This is a genomic window from Pseudomonas sp. GW821-FHT02B10 (assembly GCF_059421865.1).
Genome location: NZ_JBWKVU010000001.1, coordinates 752561 through 778368, shown reverse-complemented (window position 1 = coordinate 778368; position 25808 = coordinate 752561). Strand labels below are relative to the sequence as shown.

General features: G+C 63.7%; 26 protein-coding genes. 12 read left to right on the top strand and 14 right to left on the bottom strand.

Annotation, left to right across the window (positions count from 1 at the left end; genetic code table 11):
* The coding region (locus AC07VU_RS03625; RefSeq protein ID WP_495029526.1) for an autotransporter domain-containing protein at positions 1-2842 on the top strand (2842 nt) is incomplete at its 5' end.
* 181 nt (positions 2843-3023) lie between these two features.
* Here AC07VU_RS03625 and AC07VU_RS03620 read toward each other — a convergent pair.
* The 4 genes from AC07VU_RS03620 to cysK all read right to left on the bottom strand — a co-directional run bounded on the left by AC07VU_RS03620 (position 3024) and on the right by cysK (position 7041).
* Positions 3024-3410 carry a type 1 fimbrial protein gene (locus AC07VU_RS03620; protein ID WP_277588074.1) on the bottom strand — a complete coding sequence of 129 codons (387 nt, stop codon included), beginning with the start codon at positions 3408-3410 and terminating at the stop codon, positions 3024-3026.
* Positions 3411-3643: 233 nt separating this feature from the next.
* Entirely contained in the window at positions 3644-4507 is an 864-nt protein-coding gene (locus tag AC07VU_RS03615; RefSeq protein ID WP_495029525.1) for a DMT family transporter, read from the bottom strand.
* Positions 4508-4852: 345 nt separating this feature from the next.
* Positions 4853-5791, bottom strand: coding sequence for an aspartyl/asparaginyl beta-hydroxylase domain-containing protein (locus AC07VU_RS03610; RefSeq protein WP_009042631.1), 939 nt, complete (start codon positions 5789-5791; stop codon positions 4853-4855).
* 275 nt (positions 5792-6066) lie between these two features.
* Positions 6067-7041: a cysteine synthase A gene (cysK, locus tag AC07VU_RS03605; RefSeq protein WP_007926882.1), complete on the bottom strand. Its 975-nt coding sequence runs from the start codon at positions 7039-7041 to the stop codon at positions 6067-6069.
* Between the two features lie 133 nt (positions 7042-7174).
* Here cysK and AC07VU_RS03600 point away from each other — a divergent pair, with 133 nt between their 5' ends.
* From AC07VU_RS03600 to AC07VU_RS03590, 3 genes are all read left to right on the top strand, one after another.
* Positions 7175-8248, top strand: coding sequence for a DUF748 domain-containing protein (locus AC07VU_RS03600; RefSeq protein ID WP_101337109.1), 1074 nt, complete (start codon positions 7175-7177; stop codon positions 8246-8248).
* 143 nt (positions 8249-8391) lie between these two features.
* On the top strand, positions 8392-9237 hold the full coding sequence (locus AC07VU_RS03595; protein ID WP_053260017.1) for an AAA family ATPase: 846 nt from the start codon (positions 8392-8394) through the stop codon (positions 9235-9237).
* A gap of 12 nt (positions 9238-9249) precedes the next feature.
* Positions 9250-10428: a vWA domain-containing protein gene (locus AC07VU_RS03590; RefSeq protein ID WP_495029524.1), complete on the top strand. Its 1179-nt coding sequence runs from the start codon at positions 9250-9252 to the stop codon at positions 10426-10428.
* Positions 10429-10556: 128 nt separating this feature from the next.
* On the opposite strand, the gene AC07VU_RS03585 is transcribed toward AC07VU_RS03590, so the two are convergent.
* The 4 genes from AC07VU_RS03585 to AC07VU_RS03570 form a co-directional block, all read right to left on the bottom strand.
* Positions 10557-11474, bottom strand: coding sequence for a 5-oxoprolinase subunit C family protein (locus AC07VU_RS03585; protein ID WP_277588073.1), 918 nt, complete (start codon positions 11472-11474; stop codon positions 10557-10559).
* The gene (locus tag AC07VU_RS03580) at positions 11471-12178 is read right to left on the bottom strand and encodes a 5-oxoprolinase subunit B family protein (RefSeq protein WP_274305829.1); all 708 of its coding nucleotides are present in this window, start codon (positions 12176-12178) and stop codon (positions 11471-11473) included. The genes AC07VU_RS03585 and AC07VU_RS03580 overlap by 4 nt, the downstream gene beginning before the upstream one ends.
* Positions 12175-12924, bottom strand: coding sequence for a 5-oxoprolinase subunit PxpA (locus tag AC07VU_RS03575; RefSeq protein WP_150049498.1), 750 nt, complete (start codon positions 12922-12924; stop codon positions 12175-12177). Before AC07VU_RS03575 ends, AC07VU_RS03580 begins: the two co-directional genes overlap by 4 nt.
* Before the next feature lie 262 nt (positions 12925-13186).
* Complete coding sequence (locus AC07VU_RS03570) at positions 13187-14473, bottom strand: MFS transporter (RefSeq protein WP_007926893.1); 1287 nt, start codon at positions 14471-14473, stop codon at positions 13187-13189.
* A gap of 140 nt (positions 14474-14613) precedes the next feature.
* Between AC07VU_RS03570 and AC07VU_RS03565 the strand changes: the two genes are divergently transcribed.
* Positions 14614-15528, top strand: a complete 915-nt coding sequence (locus tag AC07VU_RS03565) for a LysR family transcriptional regulator (RefSeq protein WP_053260012.1) — start codon at positions 14614-14616, stop codon at positions 15526-15528.
* A 142-nt stretch (positions 15529-15670) separates the two neighbouring features.
* Here AC07VU_RS03565 and AC07VU_RS03560 read toward each other — a convergent pair whose 3' ends face one another.
* Genes AC07VU_RS03560 through AC07VU_RS03550 form a run of 3 tightly spaced genes read right to left on the bottom strand, consistent with a single transcriptional unit; the run spans position 15671 to position 17520 of the window.
* The gene (locus AC07VU_RS03560; RefSeq protein ID WP_009042623.1) at positions 15671-16213 is read right to left on the bottom strand and encodes a DUF2937 family protein; all 543 of its coding nucleotides are present in this window, start codon (positions 16211-16213) and stop codon (positions 15671-15673) included.
* Positions 16214-16223: 10 nt separating this feature from the next.
* Positions 16224-17000: a class II glutamine amidotransferase gene (locus AC07VU_RS03555; RefSeq protein ID WP_007926899.1), complete on the bottom strand. Its 777-nt coding sequence runs from the start codon at positions 16998-17000 to the stop codon at positions 16224-16226.
* Positions 17001-17025: 25 nt separating this feature from the next.
* Positions 17026-17520, bottom strand: a complete 495-nt coding sequence (locus AC07VU_RS03550) for an MFS transporter (protein WP_274305827.1) — start codon at positions 17518-17520, stop codon at positions 17026-17028.
* Positions 17521-17621: 101 nt separating this feature from the next.
* Here AC07VU_RS03550 and AC07VU_RS03545 point away from each other — a divergent pair, with 101 nt between their 5' ends.
* Both AC07VU_RS03545 and AC07VU_RS03540 read left to right on the top strand, forming a co-directional pair.
* The gene (locus AC07VU_RS03545) at positions 17622-19676 is read left to right on the top strand and encodes a S9 family peptidase (protein ID WP_277588072.1); all 2055 of its coding nucleotides are present in this window, start codon (positions 17622-17624) and stop codon (positions 19674-19676) included.
* Positions 19677-19779: 103 nt separating this feature from the next.
* The gene (locus AC07VU_RS03540; RefSeq protein WP_274305825.1) at positions 19780-20253 is read left to right on the top strand and encodes a cyclic nucleotide-binding domain-containing protein; all 474 of its coding nucleotides are present in this window, start codon (positions 19780-19782) and stop codon (positions 20251-20253) included.
* Here the strand turns inward: AC07VU_RS03540 and AC07VU_RS03535 are convergent.
* A complete protein-coding gene (locus AC07VU_RS03535) occupies positions 20250-20555 on the bottom strand; it encodes a hypothetical protein (protein ID WP_274305824.1) in 306 nt (101 codons plus the stop codon). The genes AC07VU_RS03540 and AC07VU_RS03535 overlap by 4 nt on opposite strands.
* 75 nt (positions 20556-20630) lie before the next feature.
* Here AC07VU_RS03535 and AC07VU_RS03530 point away from each other — a divergent pair, with 75 nt between their 5' ends.
* The 4 genes from AC07VU_RS03530 to AC07VU_RS03515 all read left to right on the top strand — a co-directional run bounded on the left by AC07VU_RS03530 (position 20631) and on the right by AC07VU_RS03515 (position 22831).
* Positions 20631-21317, top strand: coding sequence for a spermine/spermidine synthase domain-containing protein (locus tag AC07VU_RS03530; protein ID WP_274305823.1), 687 nt, complete (start codon positions 20631-20633; stop codon positions 21315-21317).
* 49 nt (positions 21318-21366) lie between these two features.
* The gene (locus AC07VU_RS03525) at positions 21367-21732 is read left to right on the top strand and encodes a YajD family HNH nuclease (protein ID WP_009042617.1); all 366 of its coding nucleotides are present in this window, start codon (positions 21367-21369) and stop codon (positions 21730-21732) included.
* A gap of 165 nt (positions 21733-21897) precedes the next feature.
* On the top strand, positions 21898-22365 hold the full coding sequence (locus tag AC07VU_RS03520) for an RNA methyltransferase (RefSeq protein WP_007926908.1): 468 nt from the start codon (positions 21898-21900) through the stop codon (positions 22363-22365).
* Positions 22366-22453: 88 nt separating this feature from the next.
* Entirely contained in the window at positions 22454-22831 is a 378-nt protein-coding gene (locus AC07VU_RS03515) for a YgaP family membrane protein (RefSeq protein ID WP_007926910.1), read from the top strand.
* A gap of 125 nt (positions 22832-22956) precedes the next feature.
* Here the strand turns inward: AC07VU_RS03515 and AC07VU_RS03510 are convergent, their stop codons facing one another.
* Together AC07VU_RS03510 and AC07VU_RS03505 are read right to left on the bottom strand one after the other, a co-directional pair.
* Positions 22957-24195 carry a hypothetical protein gene (locus AC07VU_RS03510; RefSeq protein WP_274305821.1) on the bottom strand — a complete coding sequence of 413 codons (1239 nt, stop codon included), beginning with the start codon at positions 24193-24195 and terminating at the stop codon, positions 22957-22959.
* 46 nt (positions 24196-24241) lie between these two features.
* Positions 24242-24691 carry a YcgN family cysteine cluster protein gene (locus tag AC07VU_RS03505; protein WP_007926912.1) on the bottom strand — a complete coding sequence of 150 codons (450 nt, stop codon included), beginning with the start codon at positions 24689-24691 and terminating at the stop codon, positions 24242-24244.
* Positions 24692-25146: 455 nt separating this feature from the next.
* On the opposite strand from AC07VU_RS03505, the gene AC07VU_RS03500 reads away from it, so the two are divergent.
* Positions 25147-25740: a nitroreductase family protein gene (locus AC07VU_RS03500; protein ID WP_087089047.1), complete on the top strand. Its 594-nt coding sequence runs from the start codon at positions 25147-25149 to the stop codon at positions 25738-25740.
* The last annotated feature ends 68 nt before the right edge of the window (positions 25741-25808 follow it).

The following is a 25808-nucleotide window of genomic DNA, read 5'->3' as shown; positions in this document are numbered from 1 at the left end:
CGGCGGCGCCGGCAACGGCACCCTGCAGGTCAAGAACGGTGGCCAGGTCACCAGCCAGGACAGCATCATCGCCGCCGAGCTGGGTTCCAATGGCAGCACCAGCCTCGATGGTACCGACAGCCTGTGGAAGACCCTGGGCGACATGATCGTCGGCCAGTCCGGCAACGGCTCGCTGCTACTCACCAATGGCGCCAAAGTGCAGACCGGCGGCAACACTGTCCTCGGTGCACACAAAGGCTCAAGCGGTACGCTCAGTGTCGACAACAGCACGCTGTCCACCGACAAGACGCTGCTGGCTGGCGGCGCCGGCAACGGCACCGTGGAAATCAAGAACGGCGGCCAGGTCACCAGCCAGGACGGCATCATCGGTGCCAACCAGGGCACCAATGGCAGCGCCAGCATCGACGGCGCGGGCAGCCTCTGGGAAACCCTCGGCGACCTGACCGTGGGCCAGGGCGGTAATGCCAGCCTGGTGCTCGCCAACCAGGGCGTGGCCAAAGTCGGCAGCGGCATCCTGCGGATCGCCGCCGACGGCACCTCCAATGCCGCTCTTTATGTGGGAGCGACCAGCGACAAGGCCGCCGACGCCAAGGGCGCGGGCAGCCTGGAAGCCAAACGCGTGGTCTTCGGCCAGGGCCAGGGCCTGGCCCAGTTCAACCACAACGACCGTGATTACCAGTTCGATGCCGGATTCGAAGGTCAGGGCCGCGTTAATCACATCGCCGGGCAGACCGTGTTCAACGGTGACTCCAGCCACTTCACCGGCCAGTTGAATGTCAAAGGCGGCGAACTGCTGCTGAACAACGTCATGGCCGGGCAAGTACAGGTCGACAAGAACGCCAGCCTGCACATCGGTGCCTTCAACGGCAGCCAAGGCGAAGTGCTCAGCGATATCGGCAACGATGGCCAGGTGGTGTTCGATCGCAACAACCAGTACCAGTACGACCACGTCATCTACGGCAGCGGCTCGGTCGAGCAGCGCGGCACGGGGACCACCGTGCTCACCGGCGAAAACACCTACCAGGGCGGCACGCTGATCAGCAACGGCACCCTGCAACTGGGTGCCGGCGCGAACGGCGGCAACAGCGGCTCGATTCTTGGCGATGTGCAGATCGACGCGCCCGGCAGCCTGGTGTTCAACCGTGCCAACGACTACCGCTTCGACGGCGCCCTCTCCGGCACCGGTACGCTCTATAAGCGCGGTGCCGGGCGCACCGAACTGAGCGGCGACAGTTCCGCCTTCCACGGCCGCAGCCTCGTCGAGTCGGGCATCCTCGCCGTCAACGGCAAGCTCGGCGGCTCGACCGACGTGTATGACGGCGCAACCCTGGCCGGCAACGGCCAGGTCGGCAACGTTACCCTGCACAAAGGCGCAACCATCGCCCCCGGCAACTCCATCGGCACCCTGGCCCTGGCTGGCGACCTCGACCAGCACAGCGGTTCGACCTTCCACGCCGAACTGCTGAGCACCGGGGCCAACGACCGGCTGCTGGTGAACGGCGCGGCGCGGCTCGAGGACGGCAGCATCATCAAGGCGGACAAACTCGACAGCAAACGCTACGAGCTGGACCGTCGCTATCTGGTGCTGGCGACCGAGAAAGGCCTGAGCGGGAGCTACAAGCTGACGGGCGATACCTGGGTCTCGACCTTCTATGACCTGGTGGACAACTACGACAGCCACAACGCCTACCTGGATGTGCAACAGACGCGCCTGTTCCAGGAAGCCGCCTTCACCCCCAACCAGCGTGCCACGGCCACCGCGGCACAAAGCCTGAAAGGCGCGGCCGTGCCGGCGCTGACGCCACCAGTGCACAACAAACTGTTCGAGGCCATCGCCTATCTGCCCGATGACCACCAGGCTCGCGATGCCTTCGACCAACTGTCCGGCGAGTTCCACAACTCCACCCGTTCGGCGCTGGTCCAGGACAGCCGCCTGGTTCGCGACGCGGCGAACACCCGCCTGCGCTCGGCGGCTGCCGCCCAGGCCCGTGACACCGCGAGCGACACTCACTCCGGCCTGACCCCGTGGATCACCACGCTGGGCAACTGGGGCGAAGTCAAGGGCGACAGCAATACCGCCAACCTGCGCAGCGACACCAAGGGCTTCCTGACTGGTGTCGATACCGCGGTCGGCGACCGCGGCCATGTCGGCGTGCTGACCGGCTACAGCCGCACCGAGCTGAAGAGCTCGTCACGCGACTCCTCGAGCGACAACGACAACATCCACCTGGGTGTCTATGGCGGAACACAGGTCAGCGGCTTCGACCTGCGCGGCGGCATGGCGTACACCTGGAGCCGGATCGACGCCAAGCGTTCGGTAAACTTCGCCGGCTACAGCGACCACCTGAAGTCCAAGCATGACGCCAACACCCTGCAAGCCTTCGGCGAACTGGGCCGGCGCTTCGACCTCAGCCCTTCGGTACAGCTGGAACCCTTCGCCAACCTGGCCTATGTGCAGGTCAAGAGCGAAGGCTTCAAGGAACGTGGCGGCCCCGCGGCCCTGCGCGCCAAGCACGCGTCGGACGAGCAGACCTTCTCCACCCTGGGCCTGCGCGCCAGCGCCGACAAGCAGCTGGACAACGGCAAGTTGCTCACCGTGTTCGGCAGCGCCGGCTGGAAACACGCCCTGAACGGCATCACACCGTCCAACACCTACCGTTTCGACGGCAGCGATGCGTTCCGTATCGAAGGTGCGGCCTACTCGCGCAACAGCGCGGTGGTCGAAGCCGGAGTGGAAACCCGGGTGACTCCCGAGCTGAGCCTGGGCGCCGCTTACAACGGGCAACTGGGCAGCGGTGCCAGCGAACATGGCCTGAGCCTGAACGCCAGCTACCGCTTCTGACCCCGCCCTGACCACGCAGCGGCGGCTCCGTCGCTGCGTGTTGTGGATTGACCGGCAAGGTACACTTGCCGGTCTTTTTTTTGCCTTTCGTCAAGGCATGCCTCCAGCAACAACGGGGGGGCATCCGTGACGGTCATTCAATACCCGGCGCTCTAGCGCCGGGCATTGGCCTATACCTGACTTATGGCGACGTCAAGGTAATCAGGTACATCCCCGAGTTGACCGATTTGCCCGCCTCATCGACCAACGCATATTGCTGATCGTAGTAGCGCCCTTCCTTGCCGCTGTCCGTGACCAGCTTGACGTTGACTGGCGATTTGCCGATGGCCGTCACCGAGCTCGATGGGCCGACGCCGTGTACACGAATGTCGTTACCGCGGGAAAATTGCGGGCACTGGCGAAGACTCAACGCCGCCCCGCCTTGGGCAGTCGAGCTTGGCGTGCAAGGCTCCTCGACGATGCTGCCGTGAAAATAGATCGTTCCCTGAATGCTTTGAGGGGCTGCGAAACAGATTCCACTCAAGCCTAGAAACATGCCGACACCTGCCAAAACCAGCTTGCTACTCATTCTGACTTTCTCCATTGGGCCTGAAGAGTATGTCGTCAGTGTAGAAGAAATCTTTAATTTTTAAGGTTTGTCTTATTCCCAAGCAATCAATAAATAGGGTAAAAGCGAACTCAAATTAATGGCAATGAGCCATCATTGTTATCGACCGGCCCTGGCCAATCTGAAGGGTGCGCCCAGGCAAAAAAAGGGCGCAGCCCTCGCTCAAGTCGAAAGCTGCGCCCGGCCCTCATGAATCAGCTGTTTTTGCGGAACACAAACACCAACCCGACGATGATCAACAGCATCCCGAGCACGCTCAGCAGTGCCAGCCGATTACCGAAGAACAGGTAGTCCATCACGGCCGTCACCGCCGGCACCAGGTAGAACAGGCTGGTGACGTTCACCAGATTGCCGCGAGCGATCAGCCGGTACAGCAGCAAGGTCGCCAGCACCGAGACCACCAGCCCCATCCACAGCGCCGGGACGATAAAGCCGACGCTGTGCTCGAAGTGAAACGGCTGGAACGGCACGAACAGCGCGCACAGCAACAGCCCTGCCAGGTACTGCACCGGCAGGGTGCCCAGCGGGTTGTCGCTGATGCGCTTCTGCATGATCGAGCCCAGGGTCATGCTCACCAGGGCCAGCAGGCCGAAGAGCATCCCGGCCAGCGACATGCCGGCCAGACCGATGCCCTGATACACCACCATGATCAACCCGGCCAAACCCAGCCCCAGGCCGAACATCCGGCTCCAGGAGCGCTGACGCTCCATGATCACCACGGTGAGGATGGGTTGTACTCCCATGATGGTGGCCATCACTCCGGGGGTGACCTTCAGGTCCAGGGCCAGCAGGTAGAAGATCTGGTATGCCCCCAGCAACACCAACCCGGTGGCCACCGCGTACAGCATCGGCTTGCGCCCGCGGGGCAAACGCAGCTTGAGCAGGGGAATCAACAGCACCAGCCCGCACAGGGCGATGGCAAAACGGAACAGCAGGAAGGCAAAGGGCGAGGCATGGGCCAGCCCCCATTTGGAGAAGATCGCCCCACTGCTCCAGAGCAGGACGAACAGGCTCGTGGAAGCCGCCGCAAGCGCGGACTTTTTCGATATGAACAACATGAATACCACCTGTAATCAGGCAAATAGCCAACTCAGCCGAGGCTGAAATTCAGTAGTTTTTTCTGGCGGGCGCGGGCAACAGCAGAGGTTGCCGATCAGCCCCGTACGACGACGCCCGGCGGTGATACGACGGCGCACACCGGCGTGCTACTGACAGGTGGGGGGTAATGACTGATCTGCACAGGCTGCGGGTTCCCGCACGGCACGACGCCAGCGTTGACCGCTGAATCGACTACCGCGTTGATGAGGGAATGAGGCATGTGCTGATCTTTCTGAAGTGGAAGGTGAATCTTCTGATGCACCGGGCGCTGACTATAACCAGCGCCCGATATTCATTGCAACGCCTTATCCGAACAGCCAGTAACCCAGGGCGGTCAGGACCACCACCGCCAGCACCGGACGCATGACGCGGTAGAGCTTCGGATTGCGGCGCTTCCATTGCTTGACCACGCCACTGATGCGGTCGCTGAAACGCTTGCTCCAGGCATAGGCCTGGTTGATCCCGCCGACGCGCTCGTCGTCGAGGTTCTGCGGCGCGGTGGCACGCCCCAGCCAGGCGCTGATCCAGCGGTTGATGCGGGTCATCAGCGGGTTGCTCAGCGGGCGCTCGATGTCGCAGAACAGAATGACCCGGGTCTTGTCGGTCTCGTTTTTGACCCAGTGCACATAGGTTTCATCGAACATCACGTCTTCGCCATCGCGCCAGGCGTAGACCTGGCCGTCGACGAAAATCCGGCAGTCGTCGGAGTTCGGCGTGGACAGGCCCAGGTGATAACGCAGGGAACCGGCGAACGGATCGCGGTGCGGGTTCAGATGGCTGCCACCGGGCAGCAGGGCGAACATCGCGCCCTTGACGTTGGGAATGCGGCTGACCAGTTCAACGGTCTTCGGGCACAGCAACTCGGCCGACGGCAGCGGTTTGTCGTACCACTTGAGGTAGAAACGCTTCCAGCCCTTCTTGAAGAACGAACCGAAACCGGCGTCGTTGTTCTTCTCGGCGGCGCGGATGTAACCCTCGTCGAACAAATGCATGGCTTCGTCGCGGATCACTTCCCAGTTGTCCTTGAGCACATCCAGCTCGGGGAACTTGCTGCGGTCCAGATAGGGCTTGGAAGGCACACCGGAAAACAGGTACATCAAGGCGTTATAAGGAGCGAACAGCGCCGAATGGTTGACGAACTGGCGCAGCACCGGCAGTCGAGCCTTGCCGCGTAAATGTACGTAGAGAGTGCTGCCGATGAATAGCAGCAACACCGCGGACTTGGCGGCAAACGAAAGGCTCATGCAATATCTCCTTGAAATAATCACCGGAGGGGCAGCATTCATCCGGCATGGCAGCCGGCCATGATAAACACTCCTGGCCCCTGGAAAAACCCGCACAAACCGACAATCAGTGTTAACAGTTGTGCAATAAAACGCTGATTAACACACGACAGCTGAACGCCAGCTGATGCAGATCAGTACACATGTGACATGCCCTGCACGCCGCAACCGCCGTACCTTCGATCGCCGGCAAGCGGGCTTCTGCGGAGCCTGCCGGCGATCACCTTCCCACTGCCTTACTGCTGGTTCTCCTGCTCGGTGAACAGGTCGCTGAACAGCATGCTCGACAGATAACGTTCACCCGAATCCGGCAGCACCACCACTATGGTCTTGCCTTGCATCTCGGGGGTTTCCGCCAGGCGCACCGCCACCGCCATCGCCGCACCGCAGGAGATGCCACAGAGGATCCCCTCCTCCTGCATCAGGCGCAGGGCCATGGCCTTGGATTCCTCGTCGCTCGCCAGCTCGACCCGGTCGACCATCGACAGGTCGAGGTTGCTCGGCACAAAACCGGCACCGATGCCCTGGATCTTGTGCGGGCTGGGCTTGATCTCTTCGCCGGCCAGCTTCTGGGTGATCACCGGCGAGACGCTCGGCTCCACCGCCACCGACAGGATAGGTTTGCCCTGGGTCTTCTTGATGTAGCGGGAAACCCCGGTGATGGTGCCGCCGGTGCCGACGCCCGCCACCAGCACGTCCACCGCGCCATCGGTGTCATTCCAGATTTCCGGACCGGTGGTTTTCTCGTGGATCGCCGGGTTGGCCGGGTTATCGAACTGCTGCGGCATGAAGTATTTGTCAGGGTCGCTGGCGAGGATTTGCGCGGCCTTCTCGATCGCCCCTTTCATGCCCTTGGCCGGCTCGGTCAGCACCAGTTCGGCCCCCAGGGCCTTGAGCACCTTGCGTCGCTCGATGCTCATCGACGCCGGCATGGTCAGGACCAACTTATAGCCACGGGCCGCGGCGACGAACGCCAGGCCGATGCCAGTGTTACCCGAGGTCGGCTCGATGATGGTCATGCCCGGCTTGAGTTTGCCGCTGCTTTCCGCGTCCCAGATCATGTTCGCGCCGATCCGGCACTTCACCGAATAACCCGGGTTGCGCCCCTCGATCTTGGCCAGGATGGTGACGCCGCGGGGCGCGATGCGGTTGATCTGCACCAGTGGCGTATTGCCGATGGAATGGGCGTTGTCAACGAAAATGCGGCTCATGGCTGGGTCCTTGTACAGCGTGAAAGGAAGTCTTCAAGGGTATGCCTCGCACCCATGAGCGTCCAGTCGGGACGAACGACTGCGATGCCGGGGAGTCAATCGCTATAAGGCACATGGCTGGAGACTCATGCTCATGAAACGTCGCTACAGTTGGCCCCTGTGGACCCTCGCCGGGGTGCTGGTGCTGCTGGTTGCCCTGCATATCGCCCTGCCCTACCTGGTGCGCGATTACCTCAATGACCGGCTCGCCAACATGGGCGACTACCGTGGCCAGATCGCCGATGTCGACCTGGCCCTGTGGCGCGGTGCCTACCGGATCAACGGCCTGAAAATCGTCAAGGTCGACGGCAAGGTGCCGGTGCCGTTCGTCAATGCACCGCTGGTCGATCTGTCAGTGAGCTGGCGTTCCCTGTGGTACGACCATGCGGTGGTGGCCGAAGTGCAATTCGTCGGGCCGCAGGTCAACTTCGTCGACGGCGCCAACAAACAGAACTCGCAAACCGGTGAAGGCACCGACTGGCGGGCCCAGCTGAACAAACTGCTGCCCATCACCCTCAACGAAGTACAGGTCAGCGACGGCAAGATCAGTTTCCGTAACTTCAACTCCAAACCGCCGGTGAACATGAGCGCCACCCAGGTCAATGCCAGCGCCTACAACCTGACCAACGTGGTCGACACCCAAGGCAAACGCGACGCCCGCCTCGAAGGCAAGGCCCTGCTGCTGGGCCATGCCCCCCTGGAAACCAACGCCACCTTCGACCCACTGAGCGACTTCCAGGACTTCGAGTTCCGCCTGCGCGTGCGGGATATCGAACTCAAGCGCTTGAACGACTTCGCCGCTGCCTATGGCAAATTCGACTTCAACGCCGGCCACGGCGACCTGGTGATCGAAGCCGAAGCCAACAAGGGCCAGCTCACCGGCTATATCAAGCCGCTGCTGCGCGACGTCGATGTGTTCAATTGGCAGCAGGATGTCGAGAACAAGGACAAAGGGATATTCCGTTCGATCTGGGAAGCCCTGGTGGGGGTCAGCGAAACCGTGCTGAAAAACCAGGGAAAAAACCAGTTCGCCACCCGGGTCGAACTCAAAGGCAGTGTGCATCAGCGTGATATCAGCGCATTCCAGGCTTTTTTGCAGATTTTACGCAATGGTTTCATCGAGGCCTTCAATGCCCAGTATGAGCGTCCCAAACCATCCGCTGACTGAGTCACCACGTGACGCCCCATTCAGAGACTGAATGGGGCGTCTGCGTTCACAGTCGTCCGGGCGGCGCGCTATAGTCGGCCATTCGTGTTTTATTCTTCCGACCTGCTCGATGCACGTCGGCGTTACCGTTCGAGGAATTGCAGATGAAGTTCGAAGGCACCAGCGCGTACGTCGCCACCGATGACCTGAAGCTGGCAGTCAATGCCGCCATCACCCTGGAGCGGCCGCTGCTGGTCAAGGGCGAACCGGGCACCGGCAAGACCATGCTCGCCGAGCAACTGGCCGAGTCCTTCGGTGCCAGGCTGATCACCTGGCACATCAAGTCCACCACCAAGGCTCACCAGGGCCTGTACGAATACGACGCGGTGAGCCGCCTGCGCGATTCGCAGCTGGGCGTGGACAAGGTGCATGACATCCGCAACTACCTGAAGAAAGGCAAGCTGTGGGAGGCCTTCGAATCCGAGGAGCGGGTGATCCTGCTGATCGACGAGATCGACAAGGCCGACATCGAGTTCCCCAACGACCTGTTGCAGGAACTCGACAAGATGGAGTTCTACGTCTACGAAATCGACGAGACCATCAAGGCCAAACAGCGCCCGATCATCATCATTACCTCCAACAACGAGAAAGAGCTGCCGGACGCTTTCCTGCGCCGCTGCTTCTTCCACTACATCGCCTTCCCCGACCGCACCACCCTGCAGAAAATCGTCGACGTGCACTACCCGGACATCAAGAAAGACCTGGTCAGCGAAGCGCTGGATGTGTTCTTCGACGTGCGCAAGGTGCCGGGCCTGAAGAAGAAGCCTTCGACCTCCGAACTGGTGGACTGGCTCAAGCTGCTGATGGCCGACAACATCGGCGAAGCGGTGCTGCGCGAACGCGATCCGACCAAGGCCATCCCGCCGCTGGCCGGTGCGCTGGTGAAGAACGAGCAGGATGTACAGCTGCTCGAACGCCTGGCGTTCATGAGCCGTCGTGGCACCCGCTGAGAGGGCATTGTCATGCTGCTCAACCTGTTCAATGAAATGCGTGCCGCCAAGGTTCCGGTGTCGGTGCGCGAGCTGCTCGACCTGATCAATGCGCTCAAGCAGCGCGTGACCTTCGCCGACATGGACGAGTTCTATTACCTGTCCCGGGCGATCCTGGTGAAGGACGAACGGCACTTCGACAAGTTCGACCGCGCGTTCGGCGCCTACTTCAACGGCCTGGAAAAACTCGACGACCACCTGCAGGCACTGATCCCCGAGGATTGGTTGCGCAAGGAGTTCGAACGCTCGCTGACCGATGAAGAACGGGCGCAGATCCAGTCCCTCGGCGGCCTGGACAAGCTGATCGAAGAGTTCAAGAAGCGCCTGGAAGAACAGAAGGAACGCCATGCCGGCGGCAACAAGTGGATCGGCACCGGCGGCACCAGCCCCTTTGGCTCCGGCGGTTTCAACCCGGAAGGTATCCGCGTCGGCGACGCCGGCAAGCGCCAGGGCAAGGCGGTCAAGGTCTGGGACCAGCGCGAGTACAAGAACCTCGACGACTCGGTGGAACTGGGCACGCGCAATATCAAGGTGGCCCTGCGCCGCCTGCGCAAGTTCGCCCGCCAGGGCGCGGCGGACGAGTTGGATATCGACGGTACCATCGACCACACCGCCCGCGACGCCGGCCTGCTGAACATCCAGATGCGCCCGGAACGACGCAACAGCATCAAGCTGCTGTTGCTGTTCGATATCGGCGGCTCCATGGATGCCCACGTGAAGATCTGCGAAGAGCTGTTCTCGGCCTGCAAGACCGAGTTCAAGCACCTGGAGTACTACTACTTCCACAACTTCATCTATGAGTCGGTGTGGAAGAACAACCTGCGCCGCGGCTCGGAACGCACCTCGACCCAGGACGTGCTGCACAAGTACGGCGCCGACTACAAAGTGATCTTCGTCGGCGACGCCGCCATGGCGCCCTACGAAATCACCCAGGCCGGCGGCAGCGTCGAGCACTGGAACGAAGAAGCCGGTTATGTGTGGATGCAGCGCTTCATGGGGAAGTACAAGAAGCTCATCTGGATCAACCCCTACCCGAAAGACACCTGGGGCTACACCGCCTCGACCAACATCGTGCGCGAGCTGATCGAAGACCAGATGTACCCGCTGACCTTGCGCGGCCTGGAAGAAGGGATGCGGTTTCTCTCCAAATAGGCTCCCGTCCAACGCGATCCCTGTAGCCGCTGCCGCAGGCTGCGATAAGGCCCGAAGGGCCTTCAAGCGGACTCAAGAGCGCGTCTGCTTCGCAGCCGATCGCAGCCTGCGGCAGCGGCTACATCGGTTCAGACAAACCGCCGCAAAAACTCGATCTGCTGCCGATACGCCGTCTCCTGCACCACCGGCGTCAGGCGCACCTCGCTGCCCGGCAGGCATTGCGCCAGCCGCGCCAGCGCCAGGGGCGTCAAGGCTCCCAGCCGCGGATACCCACCAATGGTCTGCCGGTCGTTGAGCAGCACGATCGGCTGGCCGTCCGGCGGCACCTGGATCGCGCCCAGGGGAATGCCCTCGGAGATCATCGGTGCCCCTTGATAACGCAGTGACGGCCCCAGCAGGCGCATGCCCATGCGGTCGGCGCGGTTGTCCAGGGTCCAGGCGCTGTTGAAGGCATCGAACAGACTCTGCCCGCTGAACTGGCCGATCTGCGCCCCGAGAATCACCTCCAGCGGCGCCTTCGACTGCAGGTCCGGCAGTTGCTTGCCCGACAGCACCTTGAGGTTCACCCCCGCCCCGCAATACTCCAGCCGCGCGCCCGCGGCCAGCGGCCGGCCGAAACCGTCGAGCCCGCCCAGTTCCTCGCGGACCACACTGGCGCAACTGCCCAGTACCTTCGGCGCATTGAAACCGCCGGGCGCCGCCAGGTAGGTCCGCGCGCCCAGGTACGGCTGGGTGAAACGCAACCGCTGGCCTTTTTGCAGGATAAAGCTGCGCCCCGGGCTGAGCGGACGCTCGTCGATACAGGCCCCCAGGTCGGCACCCGCCAGTGCCAGCAGGCACAACTCCTCGGCGACCACGCTGAAACCGCCCAGGGTGATCTCGATCACCGGCGCATCCAGGGCGTTGCCCAGCAGCCAGTTGGCCCAGGACATCGACACCCAGTCCAGCGCGCCGCCCTGGGTCACGCCCAAGTGCCGCACGCCAAAGCGACCGGCATCCTGCAACAGGCACAAGGGCGTGCTGGCTTCGATCGTCAGACGGCTCATGCCAGTGCCTCCGGAAGTGGCGTGTCGTCACCGCCCAGGCGGATGAATTCGGCGTGATCCACCGCGGCGAAACGCACGCTGTCGCCCGGTTGCATCAGGCTGTAGCCATCGCGCTCGCGATCGAACAGGCGACTCGGTGTGCGCCCGATCAGGTTCCAGCCCCCCGGCGACACCACCGGATAAGCCGCGGTCTGCCGTTCGGCAATGCCGACGCTACCGGCCGCCACGCGCTTGCGCGGGGTATCCAGGCGCGGCGCGGCCAGCACTTCGTCCACCAGCCCCATAAAGGCGAAGCCCGGGGCGAAACCCAGGGCGAACACCTGGTATTCACGCTCGCTGTGGCAACGGATCACCTCGTTCACCGACAGACCGCTGCGCCGCGACAACAGGCTCAGCTCCGGGCCGACGCTGAGGTCGTACCAGACCGGCAGCACATGGCGCTGGCCGCCGGTACGCGAATCGGGGGTCAGGTCGGTCAGCGCCAGATCGATCAGTTCCCGCGCCTGGGACGGGCTCAGGGCCCGCAGGTCGTAGTGCACCATCAGTGTGGTGTAGGACGGCACCAGATCGATCAACTGCCCGCCGAAGGCCGCCCGCAGGCGCTCGCTGGCAGCGAGCATCCACGGCATGTTGGCCTCGGCGATGGCATCGAACAGGCGCACCATCAGGCAGTCGATGGCCACCACTTCAAGGCGTATTTTCATGCTGGCAACTGCGCAAGGGCCGCGCGGATACGCTGCACGGCGGCCACCGAACTGGCGTTGTCGCCGTGCACGCACAGGGTATTGGCCTGCAGGTGCAAGGCGCTGCCGTCGCTGGCCAGCAGCGCGTCGCCGCGGGCGATGGTCAGCGCCTGGGCGATGATCTTTTCCGGGTCGTGATGCACCGCCCCCGGCAGTTGCCGCGAAACCAGGTGACCGGCGTTGTCGTAGGCACGGTCGGCGAAGGCTTCGAACCACAGGGTCACGCCGAACTCGTCGCCCAGGGCCTGGGCCGCGCTGTTGTCACGGGTGGCCATCAACATCAGCGGCAACGTCTTGTCGTAGGCGGCAACCGCCTGGATCACCGCGCGCAACTGCGCCGGGTTGGCCATCATGTCGTTGTACATGGCGCCATGGGGTTTGACGTAGCTCACCCGAGTGCCCTGGGCCCGGCAGATGCCGTCGAGGGCACCGATCTGGTAGTGCAGCAGGTCCTGCAGTTCCTGGGCGCCGTAGGCCATGGAGCGGCGGCCGAAGCCAGCCAGGTCCTGGTACGCCGGATGCGCGCCGATGCGCACGCCATTGGCCAGGGCCAGACTGACGGTCTTGCGCATGATGCTCGGGTCGCCGGCGTGGAAACCGCAGGCGATGTTGGCGCAATCGATGAACGGCATCACCTCGGCATCCAGGCCCATGGTCCAGTTGCCAAAGCTTTCGCCGATGTCGCAATTCAATAACAGGCGGCTCACGGTCAGTGCTCCTGTAGCGTTTGTCATGTTGGCTGCGGGGATCGCGCGGGATGCCCACAGATTATCAGTTAGGCTCTGTACGAAAAGTGGCTGCGCGCTGGGCGCCTTCGGCGCTACGCGGGCCATGCTGCGTTAAAAACAGGCTCGTGCGCGAGTCCGATCGGAATGCTCATGTAGGCCCCTACAGTCGAACGCGACCCCGGCCGTTCCTCGCCTGTTTTTGCCTTGCCTGACCTTCGCTCGCCGACTTTTCGTACAGACCCTAGCGCGCTTCGAGTTGTTTGCCGCGGGTTTCCGGCAGGCTCAGGGCTGCCAGGACCACGATGCCGTAGGACACAGCGGCGAAGGTGCCGATGGCCGCGCCCAGCGGGATGTGCTGGCTGAGCAGGCCGATCAGCAGCGGGAACAGGGCCGCCAGCGCCCGGCCGCTGTTGTAGCAGAAGCCCTGGCCCGAACCGCGGATCCGCGTGGGGAACAGCTCCGTCAGGAAGGCGCCCATGCCACTGAAGATCCCCGAAGCGAAGAAGCCCAGGGGAAAGCCCAGCCACAACATCACCGCGTTGCTCACCGGCATTTGCGTGTAGAGCAGGACGATGGTGAAAGAACCGGCGGCGAACAGGACGAAGTTCTTCTTGCGCCCGAGAATGTCGGTCAGATAGGCGCTGATCACATAGCCCACATAAGAACCGAAGATCACCATCGCCAGGTAGCCGCCGGTGCTCAGCACGCTCAAGCCGCGCTCGGTCTTGAGGAAGGTCGGCAGCCAGAACGTGATGGCGTAATAGCCGCCCTGGGCGCCGGCCGCGAGCAGCGACGCGCGCAGGGTGGTGCTGAGAATGCCGGGGGCGAAAATCTCGTAGAAGCGCGAGGGGTTGTCGGGCACTTCCCGGGCCCGGGTTTGCCGGTAGATCTCCGGGTCCTTGACCAGGCGTCGGACGAAGATCACGAAGATCGCCGGCAGGATGCCCAGCAGGAACAAGGCGCGCCAGGCGTCTTCCGGCGGCAGCAGGGAATACATCAGCGCATAGAGCAGTGCCGTGATGCCCCAGCCCAAGGCCCAGCCGGACTGCACCATGCCCACCGCCTTGCCACGGTTTTCCGCGCGGATCACTTCGCCGATCAGCACCGCGCCGGCGGTCCACTCGCCACCGAAACCGAAGCCCATCAGGGTCCGGGCGATCAACAGTTGCTCGTAGTTCTGCGCCAGGCCACAGAGGAAGGTGAAGAAGGCGAACCAGAGCACAGTCAGTTGCAGGGTGCGTACCCGGCCGATGCGATCGGACAGGATGCCGGCGATCCAGCCGCCCAGGGCGGAAGCCAGCAAGGTGCTGGTGTGGATCAGGCCGGCCTCGGCGGAGCTGATGCCCCACAGCGCAATCAGGGTCGGGATGACGAAGCTGAGCATCTGGGTGTCCATGCCATCCAGGCCGTAACCGGCCTTGCAGCTCCAGAACGTGCGGCGTTCCTGCTGGTTGATGTCGCGGTACCAGTCGAAGGGGCCGGCGCGGCCTTTGGCCTTGCTGGCGGCGAGCGTGTCGGGCGCACTCATGGCAAATCTCCACCTTGGTTTTATTGGTATTGTTCTGGGCCCCGACGACGCTTATCGTGAGACGCAGCGATTTTTGGCGCCCGCGCCCTGCCCCGTCCAACTAATAAAAACCGCCTCCAGACATAAGAAAAGTTGATCGCATGAACCTCAAGTTCCTTGAAACCTTTGTCTGGGTGGCGCGCCTGAAAAGCTTTCGCCTGACCGCCGACAAACTCTTCACCACCCAGGCATCGATCTCCAGCCGCATCGCCGTGCTCGAGGGCGAATTGGGGGTGAAGCTGTTCCTGCGCGACTCGCGCGGCGTGAGCCTGACCCCGGAAGGCCTCAAGGTGCTCGACTATGCCGAGCAGATGATGGACACCATGCAGGCGCTCAAACAGTCGATCGAGACCCGTTCGAGCAAGGTCGGGCGGATTCGCATCGGCGTCATGGACACGGTGATCCACACTTGGCTCAGCCCCCTGGTGGCGCGGATGATGGACAGCTATCCCCAGGTGGAAATCGAGCTGGTGGCCGACACCTCGCTGAATCTCTGCGACCAGTTGCAAAAAGGCTTTCTCGACCTGGTCCTGCAAACCGACCTGCTGCGCCAGGAATCCATTCGCAGCCTGGAACTGGCCAGCCACCCCATGGGCTGGATAGTCGCCAGCCACTCGATCTACAACCGCGAGTACGCCAACCTGGCCGAGCTGGCCCGGGAACGCATCATCACCTACTCGAAGAACTCCCTGCCGCACCAGGAAGTGCTGAGCCTGATGCAGGCCAACGGGGTGACCGCGCCACGGCTCAACTGCGTGAACTCGGTGTCGGCCATTACCCGCCTGCTGCGCGACGGTTTCGGCATCGGCGCCTTGCCGCCGGTGCTGGTCAGCGAGGAACTGGCGCGCGGCGAACTGACCCTGCTGGCCATCGACCAGCGCCCGCCGAACCTGCAGGTGGTGGTGTCATGGCGGGTGGGGGTCGAACTGGTGGAAGAGGTGGTGGTGCTGTGCCAGCAAGTGCTGGAGCGTTATGCGCAAAAGGTCGGCGAGAACTACATCGTCCTGGCGGGCTGATCCACCGAGAGGGCTTTATGTAGCCGCTACCGCAGGCTGCGATCGCGGGCGCAGCCTGCGTGAACCGGCTCGATGAGCGTTTGTCAGCCAGCCATCTTTGCGGTTGCTGCGCAACCGATCGCAGCCTGCGGCAGCGGCTACATCACAAGCCCTTCAAGTCACGCTCTTCGATCGGCCGGCTCTGGCGCAGGCGCTTGCCACCGAGCACCACCCAGTCGATCAGGCGATACAGGCATTCCAGGCCGAACGACAGCAGCAAGGCGCCGCTCATGGCCCAGATCATCGCTTGCGGGGTCAGCAGGATCTGGTAGCTGTAGCCGTTCCAGGTTTCCTGGCGGATATCCGGGTCGGCGGCCAGCACCACTTGCAGCAGGCGGATGTACCACGGGCCCTGCATGGCCTGGAACTGCTTGTCCAGGGCGCGCTGGCGAACCAGCAGATTGCCCAGGCTGTCGGCGTCGCTGCGAAACACCGGATCGTCGCTGGCCCGATAGTGGGCGACCAGCGCCTGCAGATCGCCCTTGAAGAACTGGTTGGCGGTGCCCTGAAACCCTTGCAGGCCGGCCTGGGCCTCGATCAGGTGAGCCTCGACGCGCTTGGCGTAATCGCTGATGAAACCCGGCACCTGTACACCGATCAACAGGCCCGCCGCAAACAGCACCAGCCGCAGATAACTGAGCAACATAGGGATGTCCTTATTCGGTCTGGCCGTGCAGGACGCATTCACCGCGCCGCCACAGGCTCCATTGGCCCGGCTCGTAGCGAGTCCAGGTTTCGTTTTCGGTCAAAGGTTCGGTGGCGATCACCGTCACCACGTCGTTGGGCGTGGTTTCCGCCTGGAAGTCGACGATCACATCGACGTCCTTCAGGCGGGCCGGGCCAAAGGGCGCGCGGCGGGTGATCTGCGCCAGCTTGGTCGAGCAGTAGCAGAACAGCCAGTCGCCGTCGCTGAGCAGGCAGTTGAACACGCCCTTGCCGCGATATTCGGCGCAGGCGGCCACCAGCGACGGCAACAACTCTTCGACTTCCACCGGCTCGGGAAAGGCTTCGCGCACCCGGTTGAGCAGGTCGCAGAAAGCCGCTTCGCTGTCGGTATCGCCCACCGGACGATAGAAGCTGGTGGGAGGCTGGAAGTCCGCCAGTTGGCCGTTGTGGGCGAAACACCAGTTGCGCCCCCACAGCTCGCGCACGAACGGATGGGTGTTGGACAGGCAGACCTTGCCGACGTTGGCCTGGCGAATGTGGCCGATCACCACTTCGCTCTTGATCGGGTAGCGCTGCACCAGGTTGGCCACTTCCGACTCACTGCTCGCCGCCGGGTCCTGGAACAGGCGCAGGCCGCGGCCCTCGTAGAAAGCGATGCCCCAGCCGTCGCGATGCGGGCCGGTGCGCCCGCCGCGCTGCATCAGCCCGGTAAAGCTGAACACGATATCGGTCGGTACATTGGCGCTCATGCCCAATAACTCACACATGCTCGGACTCTCGCTTCAATGCGTGTTACAGACGCGGCTCGATCCGCGAACGCTGGGGGTTGCTGGGCACTGGCGGGCGGCCGTAGCGATCATCGCCGGCGCCGCCGAAAGGCTGGTCGTCCGGTTCTTCGGCACGGGCCGCGGCCTTGGCGGCCTCGGCCTGTTCCTTGCGGGCCTTGGAGGCGCGCTCGATCGGCCAGCGGATCAGGACGAACGCCAGGTAGATGCCGAAGGCGATCACGCCGTACATGAACAGGTCGGAGACCGCGCGCCAGGCGTTGTTGCCGACCTTGAACAGCATGTCCAGGGCGGTGATGGCCACGGCCGGGGCGAACATTTCCTTGGCCGGGTCGACCACGGTCGGGCTGAACAGCAGCACCGCCACCAGCACTCGCAGCGGCTCGCGCAGCCAGCGCCACATCCAGCGGGTCAGGCGCATCCACACCAGCAGGCAGCCCAAGGCGGCGAAGGCGTAGAGCCCCCAAGCGATCAGATAGTCGTTCTCGGTCATGGTGTCCATGGCAAGGCAGGCAAAGAGGCGCTTATGATAACGGCTTTTCGCATGCCAGGCTGCACCGCCGTCTGCCGCGCCCTTAATTGTCACCGCCCCGAGAGCCCTTCATGCCCGTATCCGCCCACGTCACCAGCGCCCCGATCGCCCGCAAGGCCGAAGGCCCGGACCCGTACGCCTGGCTCCAGGAGCGCGACACCGATGCCGTGCTCGATTACCTGAAGGCCGAAAACAGCTACCAGGAAGCCGCCCTCGCCGACCAGGCGGCGCTGCGTGAAACCCTGTTCCAGGAAATCAAGGGCCGGATCCTCGAGACCGACCTGTCCCTGCCCTCCCCCTGGGGCCCGTACCTGTATTACACCCGCACCACCGCCGGCGACGAATACGCCCGGCACTACCGCTGCCCCCGCCCGGCCGACGACAGCCTGAGCGTCGACGAAAGCCAGGAACAGCTGCTGCTGGACCCCAACGAGCTGGCCAAGGGTGGTTTCTTCTCCCTCGGCGCCTTCAGCATCAGCCCCGACCACCAGCGCCTGGCCTACAGCCTCGATACCAGCGGCGAAGAGGTCTACACCCTGTTCGTCAAGGAGCTGTCCAGCGGCAAGGTCAGCGAACTGGCGTTCGCCGATTGCGACGGCAGCATGACCTGGGCCAACGACAGCCTGACCCTGTTCTTCGGCGAGCTGGACGACACCCACCGCCCACACAAGCTGCTGCGTTATCGCCTGGACGGCACCGCCGCCGAAGAGGTGTTCCATGAGCCGGACGGGCGCTTTTTCCTGCATTGCTACCGCTCAAGCTCGGAGAAACAGCTGCTGCTGTCCCTGGGCAGCAAGACCACCAGCGAGGTCTGGGTACTCGACGCGGCGCAGCCGCAGCAGGCCTTTACCTGCCTGGCGCCGCGGGTCGAACACCATGAATACGACGTCGACCACGGCCTGCTCGACGGCCAGTGGACCTGGTTTATCCGCAGCAACCGCGACGGCATCAACTTCGCCCTCTACCAGGCGCCGGACCAGGGCACGGTGCCCAGCCAGGCCGACTGGCAGAACCTGATCCCCCACAGCAATAGCGTGATGCTCGAAGGCCTGAGCCTGAACAGCTCGGCCATGACCCTGAGCCTGCGCGAAGGCGGCCTGCCGATCATCGAGGTGCACCCCGAGGGCCTGCCGGCCTATCGCGTGCAACTGCCGGATGCGGCCTACAGCCTGCATGTGCAGAACAGCCTGGAATTCGTCAGCCAGCGCATCCGCCTGCGCTACGAAGCGCTGAACCGCCCGGCGCAGATCCGCCAGCTGGATCTGGCCGGCGGTGCACAGAAAGTGCTCAAGGAAACCCCGGTGCTCGGCGTGTTCGACCCGGACGCCTATGTCAGCCAGCGCCTGTGGGCGACCGCGGCCGACGGCACCCAGGTGCCGATCAGCCTGGTGATCAAGCGCGAAGCCCTGGGCCGGCCGGCACCGCTGTACCTCTACGGCTACGGCGCCTACGGCGAAAGTCTCGACCCGTGGTTCTCCCATGCGCGCCTGAGCCTGCTGGAGCGCGGCGTGGCCTTCGCCATCGCCCACGTGCGTGGTGGCGGCGAGCTGGGCGAAGCCTGGTACCGCGCCGGCAAACAGGAACACAAGCAGAACACCTTCAGCGACTTCATCGCCTGCGCCGAACACCTGATCGCCCAGGGCCTGACCACTTCCGAGCAACTGGCCATCAGCGGCGGCAGCGCCGGCGGACTGTTGATCGGTGCGGTGCTCAACCAGCGCCCGGACCTGTTCAAGGCGGCGATCGCCGAGGTGCCGTTCGTCGATGTGCTCAACACCATGCTCGACCCCGAGCTGCCGCTGACCGTCACCGAGTACGACGAATGGGGCAACCCGGAGGAGCCCGAGGTCTACGCGCGGATCAAGGCCTACGCGCCTTATGAGAATGTCGAGGCCAAGGCCTATCCGGCGACCCTGGTGATCGCCGGCTACAACGACAGCCGCGTGCAGTACTGGGAGGCGGCCAAGTGGGTGGCCCGGTTGCGCGCCACCAAGACCGACGACCACTTGCTGCTGCTCAAGACCGAGCTCGGCGCCGGCCACGGCGGGATGAGCGGGCGTTACCAGGGATTGCGTGACGTAGCGCTCGAATATGCATTTGTTTTCAAGATTCTGGGCATTGCCTGAGGAACTCCGGCCGACGGTCCTGTCTTAACACAGGACCGTCGGCCCCAGGCCATACCGCACCTGCCCGGGACCGCAACAGACACAAGAAAAAGACCGTGACGACATGCCAGAACCTACCTTGTTGAACAACGAAATCCGCGACTGGCTGATGGACTGCGGATTGTTCGATCAGCTCTTGCCGGCCGACTTCAATGCCGCCGCCGGCTACTTCAGCATCAGCAGCATCGCCCAGGGCCAGGAGATCTTCCGCGAAGGCGATGCCGGCAGCTTCATGTGCATCATCCATTCCGGCCAGGTGGCGGTGCAGAAGACCAACAGCGAAGGCGTGCGCGTGACCATCGCCACCCTACGCAGCGGTCGGGCCTTTGGAGAGATGGCGGTGCTCGATGGCGAGCGGCGTTCGGCCACCTGCGTGGCCGCCAGCGATTGCCGGCTGCTCAACCTGGGCAAGGACTCGCTGGAGAAAATGCTCAACGAGGCGCCGAAGATCGCCGCCAAGATCATCCGCGCCCTCGCCGTGTCACTGTCCAGGCGCCTGCGCATGGCCGACGGGCAGTTGCTGTCGCAACAGGTCTAGCTACCCGGGGTCCTGGTTTTCGTCTCGTTCTGCTGCAACCCTGGCAAGGTCTGGTCCTTCGGCGGCTTGGGCATGTCGATCGGCGGCAGCAATGGCGCACCGCCATGGGCCGTGGCCTTGGGGGTGCTGGGGGGCGAGACTTGCGGATAAGGGGTCGGGGTCGCGGTGCCGGGCGAGCCGGCGGCGGGGACCGGAGTCACGGGCACCGCCTGCAGTTCCTCGGCGTGCACGGCGCTCATCGCGAGCGCCGCACTTAGCAAGAGCGCTGCGCGGGCAATGACCGTTAGAATAGTGCGCTTCATCAATGGCTCCATCGCTATTGTCAGCCCTCAGGCTACTCCCAACCGGGGCGGTTTGCCTTCCTCATTGAGACCCTCATGAAACGTTTCGTTCTGCTGGACACCACCCCGATTCCCGAAAATGGCGGTGCCTTGTGCCTGTTCGAATACGGCGAGGATTTTGTCATCAAGATCCAGGGCGGCGACGGCGGGCAATTGATGAACACCCGCATGCACGGCTCCGAAGACGCCCTGGCGGAGATCCCCTGCCGCAAGGTCGCCGGGCGGCCGAATTCGCGGGTGCTGATCGGCGGCCTGGGCATGGGCTTCACCCTCGCCTCGGCCCTCAAGCACCTGGGCAAGGGCGCCGAAGTGGTGGTCGCCGAGCTGGTGCCGGGGGTGGTCGAATGGAACCGCGGACCGCTGGGAGAGAAATCCGGCCGGCCGCTGCTCGACCCGCGCACGGTGATCCGCCTGGAAGATGTGGCCAAGGTGCTGCAGGCCGAACCCCAGGGGTTCGACGCGATCATGCTCGACGTCGACAACGGCCCCGAAGGCCTGACCCAGAAGGCCAACAGCTGGCTGTACTCCGCCGCCGGGCTGGCGGCCTGCGCCAGGGCCCTGCGACCCAAGGGCGTGCTGGCCGTGTGGTCGGCCAGCGCCGACAAGCAATACTCCGACAAACTGCGCAAGGCCGGCTTCAAGACCGAGCAAGTGCAAGTCTTCGCCCACGGCAACAAGGGCACCCGCCACACCATCTGGATTGCCGAGAAGCTCAAGGCCTGAGCTAAACTGGGCTCATTACCGTCATTAGTCTTTGCCTAAAGGTGAACCCATGAGTTCGACCAACACCTCCAAGCTCGACCGCATCCTCGCCGACGCCCAGCGCGACCGCGAGATGGGCTACCGCGACAAGGCCCTGAAGATGTACCCGCACGTCTGTGGACGCTGCGCCCGCGAGTTCTCCGGCAAGCGCCTGAGCGAGCTGACCGTGCACCACCGCGACCACAACCACGACAACAACCCGCAGGACGGTTCCAACTGGGAACTGCTGTGCCTGTACTGCCACGACAACGAACACTCGCGCTACACCGACCAGCAGTACTTCGGCGAAGGCTCCCTGAGCACGCCGAAAGTCGCCAAGGCCACCCACAACCCCTTCGCCGCGCTGGCGGGGCTGATGAAGAAAGACGAAGAGTAACCTCTGCTCTTTCCGGTTCGACAGGACCGGCCTCTCGCGGGCAAGCGGCGCACCGGCAGACACTGATCCTGCAAATGCGCCGCTTGCCCGCGATGCATTTGCCGGATCCAACCGCCGGCCGACAATCCCCGTATAATCGCGATTTTTCTCGAAGGCACCCCGCTCGTGGCAAACAAAAGGTACAGCTGCATTGGTTTGTATAACCCCAAGTCACCGGAGAACGTCGGTTCGGTGATGCGCGCCGCCGGTTGCTATGGCGTCGCGTCGGTGTTCTACACCGGCAAGCGCTATGAACGGGCCCGCGACTTCGTCACCGACACCAAGAAGGTCCATCAGGACATCCCGCTGATCGGCATCGACGACCTGAAGAAGATCCTGCCCCTGGGCTGCGTGCCGGTGGCGGTGGAACTGGTGGAAGGCGCCCGCTCGCTGCCGGAGTACACCCACCCGGATCGCGCGCTGTACATCTTCGGCCCGGAAGACGGCTCCCTGGACAAGGACATCCGCGACTGGTGCGAAGACGTGGTCTACATCCCGACCACCGGCTGCATGAACCTCGCCGCCACCGTCAACGTGGTGCTCTACGACCGCCTGGCCAAGGGCAACAACACCCGCTCCGGCCCCAAGTTCTGAGCACTGCTTCAAGTTCGCCGTACATTCGATGGAACAAGCGACGCGCCAGCGCAGTCAGCTTTATATCCATCCCCCCTGGAGACAGATCATGAGCGACAGCAAACAACTGGAACCCATCGCAACCACCCCTTTCCAGAGCCCGGCGGAGCAGAACGTACAAGGCTGGGAGCGCATCGGCTCGCTAGCCGGCGGCGTGGTGATGGTCGGCAAGGGCCTGCGCCGTGGCGGTGTGTTCGGCCTGATCCAGGTCGCCATCGGCGGGGTCGCCCTGGCCCGTGGCATCACCGGCCACAGCTCGGCGAAAAGCCTGCTGGAGAAGAGCCGCCAGGATATGAATAACGTGCGGGCGAAGATCGAGCGTGCCGGCGCGGAGCTGAAAACCCTCAAGGCCAATGCCGAAGCGGCCACCCGTACCGCGACCGTAACCGGCAACGATTCGTTGAAATCGCCCAAGGCCGGGGTTTGATCGGCGGCCTCGAACGCCGCGTTGAATGAACCGGCGCTATCGTGAGCAAGCTCGCTCCTACAGGGGATTGCGCAAAACCTGTAGGAGCGAGCTCGCTCGCGATGACCGTAAAGCGGTCGACTTCACTAATGCAACAAATCGCTGTCGAGCACCTTCGACGAGCCGTCCAGCACGCTCTCGCTGAGCTGGACGAACTCTTTGGTGCTGACACGCTCCAGACGCATCACCGCCCGGGTCACGTCATCCAGCGAACGCTTGTTGCGGGTCTTCAGGCGGATCTCCCGATCCAGTTCCTGCAACAGCAGCACCGCCCTGGCCACCACCGGCGCGTCCACCTGCTCGCCGCGCAGGCTGCCGACGCCGTGGCTGCTCTTGGCCAACCGAGTTTCCAGGGCCTGGTAACGCTCGTCGCTCATGCCGCCGGCGCGCCGCATCAACTCGATGGCGTAGTACTCCGCCAGGCCCTCGCCGATCCAGTCGCTGCGCTCGCTGTCATTGATCCGGGCAAAGACCTGGATCACTTCGCGCAGCAGCGGGCTGGTGCCGCTCTCACTGACCAGCGGCAGGCGGCTGTGCAAGAACAGCGAATCGTGCCCGGCCAGGCTGCCGCGCCACATCGGGTCGGCCGCGCCGACGATCAGCAACTTGGTTGGATGACGGGGAAAGGTCGCCTGGATCTGCGGCCAGACAAAGGTCAGCAGGGTCAGCACATCCATGCGCCGCATGCCCTGCCCTTGCGGCGAGGCCACCGTGACTTCGGTCTCCCCCAGCCGGGTGCGACGACTGCCCAGGGCGCCGGCCAGCATCCAGCCGGTGGGCCGGTCGAACAGGCGCGCGGGGTTATCGATACGGAAACGGTTCTTGCCGATCCGCGGCCAGGCGGTTTCCACGCTTTTCCAGCCCGCGGGCAACTCGAATTCCAGGCGCGACACCAGTTCGATGCCGTCCTGCTGGTCGAGCTTCGCCGCCGGCACCAGCGTGTCGCCACGCAACAAGGCCCAGTGCGGGGTCATGCGGCTGTCGAAGCTGTCCTTCTTCAGGCTGTGGCTGATCCGCACCCGGTAGCTCAGGCTGGCCTTGCCGCCGGCCGGGCGCCATACGCCGCGCTGTACCGCGGGAGGCTTGGCCGCCCCGGGCTGCCATTGGCCATCGGCCTTGAAGTCGCTGTAATCGCCATGCGTGCCCAGGTCGAAATCCAGGCTGCGCACCGCCGCGCCGTCCGCCAGGGTCAGGCGCACCTCGGCCTGGTCGCTCTGCGGCAACAGGCGCACGTGGTAATCCAGATCGACTTTTTTCGCCGCCCACCCCGGCGCACTGAGCACCAGCAGCCAGCCGGCCAGCGCCAGCCTTGCCCCCACAGCCATACACACTCCTTCGTGAAACAACCTTGAACGCGAGCGCGGCGTACCCTCAGCCGGCGCGGAAAATCAGATGATCTTCCCAGTCTTCCTCGGCCACGCTGCCTTCGGCGAGCATCCGTCCGGATTGGGAAATGCGCTCATGGTGCACCGCGTCGCGGTCACCGCACACCAGATGGTGCCAGAGCGGCAGGTCCTTGCCCTCGCTGACCAGGCGATAACCGCAGGTCGGCGGCAGCCATTTGAACTCATCGGCCTTACCCGGGGTTAGCTGGATACAATCCGGCACCGAGGCCCGGCGGTTGGCGTAGTCGCTGCACTGACAGGTCTTCAGGTCCAGCAGTTTGCAGGCGATGCGGGTGTAGTAGACGCTGTTGTCTTCTTCATCCTCGAGCTTCTGCAGGCAGCACAGGCCACAACCGTCGCACAACGACTCCCACTCCTCCTGATCGAGTTGTTCGAGGGTTTTGCGGATCCAGAAGGGTTCAACTTTGGCGGCCATGGCTCAGGTAATCGGTATCGGACAGGGAAAAGGCCGCCAGTCTAGTGCCCAAGGCCCCGCGGGCCAAGCGCTGGCGACTGTCGGTAAGGCACTACTTGTCAGGTGGCATGCGGCGCAGTAGCTTTGCCTGTCGCAAAGCCCCACGTCCGCGTGCCAAGGAGCTGTACGAAAAGTCGGCGAGCGAAGGTCAGGCAAGGCAAAAACAGGCGAGGAACGGTCGGGGTCGCGTTCGACTGTAGGGACCTACATGAGCATTCCGAGCCTGTTTTTAACGCAGCATGACCTGCGTAGCGCCGAAGGCGCCCAGCGCGCAGCCACTTTTCGTTCAGCTCCTAACGCTCGACCGCGTCGCACCGGTGAATCGCCCAGGGTCAGGAAAAACCCCATTGCCCAGTTCAACTGCGCTCGCCGGTTTATCCACCTTTCATTCTCAAACGTAGCCAGGAATCTCTGTCATGAGCGCCAATCCCCGCGTTGCCGAGTACGCCATCCACCCGCAGTTCACCGAGCGCTGGTCGCCGCGCGCCTTCACCGGCGAGACCATTCCCGAGGAAACCCTGCTGAGCTTCTTCGAAGCCGCGCGCTGGGCGCCGTCGGCCTACAACTCGCAGCCGTGGCGCTTTCTTTATGCGCGCCGCGACACGCCGAACTGGGAACGTTTCCTCGGCCTGCTCAACGAGTTCAACCGTGGCTGGGCGCAGCACGCCTCGGCATTGGTGATCGTGATCTCGAAAACCACCTTCACCGCGCCTGGCGCCAGCGAGGAAACCCCAGCCCTGTGGCACACCTTCGACACCGGTTCGGCCTGGGGCCACCTGGCGCTGCAAGCCAGCATCAGCGGCTGGCACACCCACGGCATGGCCGGGTTCGACCAGGAGCTGACCCGCAAGGAGCTGAAGATTCCAGAAGGTTATGCCCTACATGCCGCCGTGGCCGTCGGCAAGCTGGGCGACAAGGCGAGCCTCGCCGAATACTTGCAGGCCCGCGAAGAGCCAAGCCCGCGTCGCCCGCTGAGCGAAACCGCGGCCGAAGGCGATTTCAGCCTGTAAACCAGCAACCTGTAGCCGCTGCCGCAGGCTGCGATCGCCCACAACGTGGGCGCAGGATCTTGAGATCG

Excerpts from the sequence above, each read along its gene's own strand:
- AC07VU_RS03585 (WP_277588073.1), bottom strand. The coding sequence starts at position 11,474 with ATGAGCCGTCTGACGATCGAAGCCAGCACGCCCTTGTGCCTGTTGCAG.
- AC07VU_RS03540 (WP_274305825.1), top strand. The coding sequence starts at position 19,780 with ATGCCAGAACCTACCTTGTTGAACAACGAAATCCGCGACTGGCTGATG.
- AC07VU_RS03570 (WP_007926893.1), bottom strand. The coding sequence starts at position 14,473 with ATGAGTGCGCCCGACACGCTCGCCGCCAGCAAGGCCAAAGGCCGCGCC.
- AC07VU_RS03565 (WP_053260012.1), top strand. The coding sequence starts at position 14,614 with ATGAACCTCAAGTTCCTTGAAACCTTTGTCTGGGTGGCGCGCCTGAAA.
- AC07VU_RS03620 (WP_277588074.1), bottom strand. The coding sequence starts at position 3,410 with ATGAGTAGCAAGCTGGTTTTGGCAGGTGTCGGCATGTTTCTAGGCTTG.
- AC07VU_RS03600 (WP_101337109.1), top strand. The coding sequence starts at position 7,175 with ATGAAACGTCGCTACAGTTGGCCCCTGTGGACCCTCGCCGGGGTGCTG.
- AC07VU_RS03500 (WP_087089047.1), top strand. The coding sequence starts at position 25,147 with ATGAGCGCCAATCCCCGCGTTGCCGAGTACGCCATCCACCCGCAGTTC.
- AC07VU_RS03535 (WP_274305824.1), bottom strand. The coding sequence starts at position 20,555 with ATGAAGCGCACTATTCTAACGGTCATTGCCCGCGCAGCGCTCTTGCTA.
- AC07VU_RS03545 (WP_277588072.1), top strand. The coding sequence starts at position 17,622 with ATGCCCGTATCCGCCCACGTCACCAGCGCCCCGATCGCCCGCAAGGCC.
- AC07VU_RS03550 (WP_274305827.1), bottom strand. The coding sequence starts at position 17,520 with ATGGACACCATGACCGAGAACGACTATCTGATCGCTTGGGGGCTCTAC.
- AC07VU_RS03590 (WP_495029524.1), top strand. The coding sequence starts at position 9,250 with ATGCTGCTCAACCTGTTCAATGAAATGCGTGCCGCCAAGGTTCCGGTG.
- AC07VU_RS03525 (WP_009042617.1), top strand. The coding sequence starts at position 21,367 with ATGAGTTCGACCAACACCTCCAAGCTCGACCGCATCCTCGCCGACGCC.
- AC07VU_RS03595 (WP_053260017.1), top strand. The coding sequence starts at position 8,392 with ATGAAGTTCGAAGGCACCAGCGCGTACGTCGCCACCGATGACCTGAAG.
- AC07VU_RS03530 (WP_274305823.1), top strand. The coding sequence starts at position 20,631 with ATGAAACGTTTCGTTCTGCTGGACACCACCCCGATTCCCGAAAATGGC.
- AC07VU_RS03560 (WP_009042623.1), bottom strand. The coding sequence starts at position 16,213 with ATGTTGCTCAGTTATCTGCGGCTGGTGCTGTTTGCGGCGGGCCTGTTG.
- AC07VU_RS03555 (WP_007926899.1), bottom strand. The coding sequence starts at position 17,000 with ATGTGTGAGTTATTGGGCATGAGCGCCAATGTACCGACCGATATCGTG.
- AC07VU_RS03515 (WP_007926910.1), top strand. The coding sequence starts at position 22,454 with ATGAGCGACAGCAAACAACTGGAACCCATCGCAACCACCCCTTTCCAG.
- cysK (WP_007926882.1), bottom strand. The coding sequence starts at position 7,041 with ATGAGCCGCATTTTCGTTGACAACGCCCATTCCATCGGCAATACGCCA.
- AC07VU_RS03505 (WP_007926912.1), bottom strand. The coding sequence starts at position 24,691 with ATGGCCGCCAAAGTTGAACCCTTCTGGATCCGCAAAACCCTCGAACAA.
- AC07VU_RS03580 (WP_274305829.1), bottom strand. The coding sequence starts at position 12,178 with ATGAAAATACGCCTTGAAGTGGTGGCCATCGACTGCCTGATGGTGCGC.
- AC07VU_RS03510 (WP_274305821.1), bottom strand. The coding sequence starts at position 24,195 with ATGGCTGTGGGGGCAAGGCTGGCGCTGGCCGGCTGGCTGCTGGTGCTC.
- AC07VU_RS03615 (WP_495029525.1), bottom strand. The coding sequence starts at position 4,507 with ATGTTGTTCATATCGAAAAAGTCCGCGCTTGCGGCGGCTTCCACGAGC.
- AC07VU_RS03610 (WP_009042631.1), bottom strand. The coding sequence starts at position 5,791 with ATGAGCCTTTCGTTTGCCGCCAAGTCCGCGGTGTTGCTGCTATTCATC.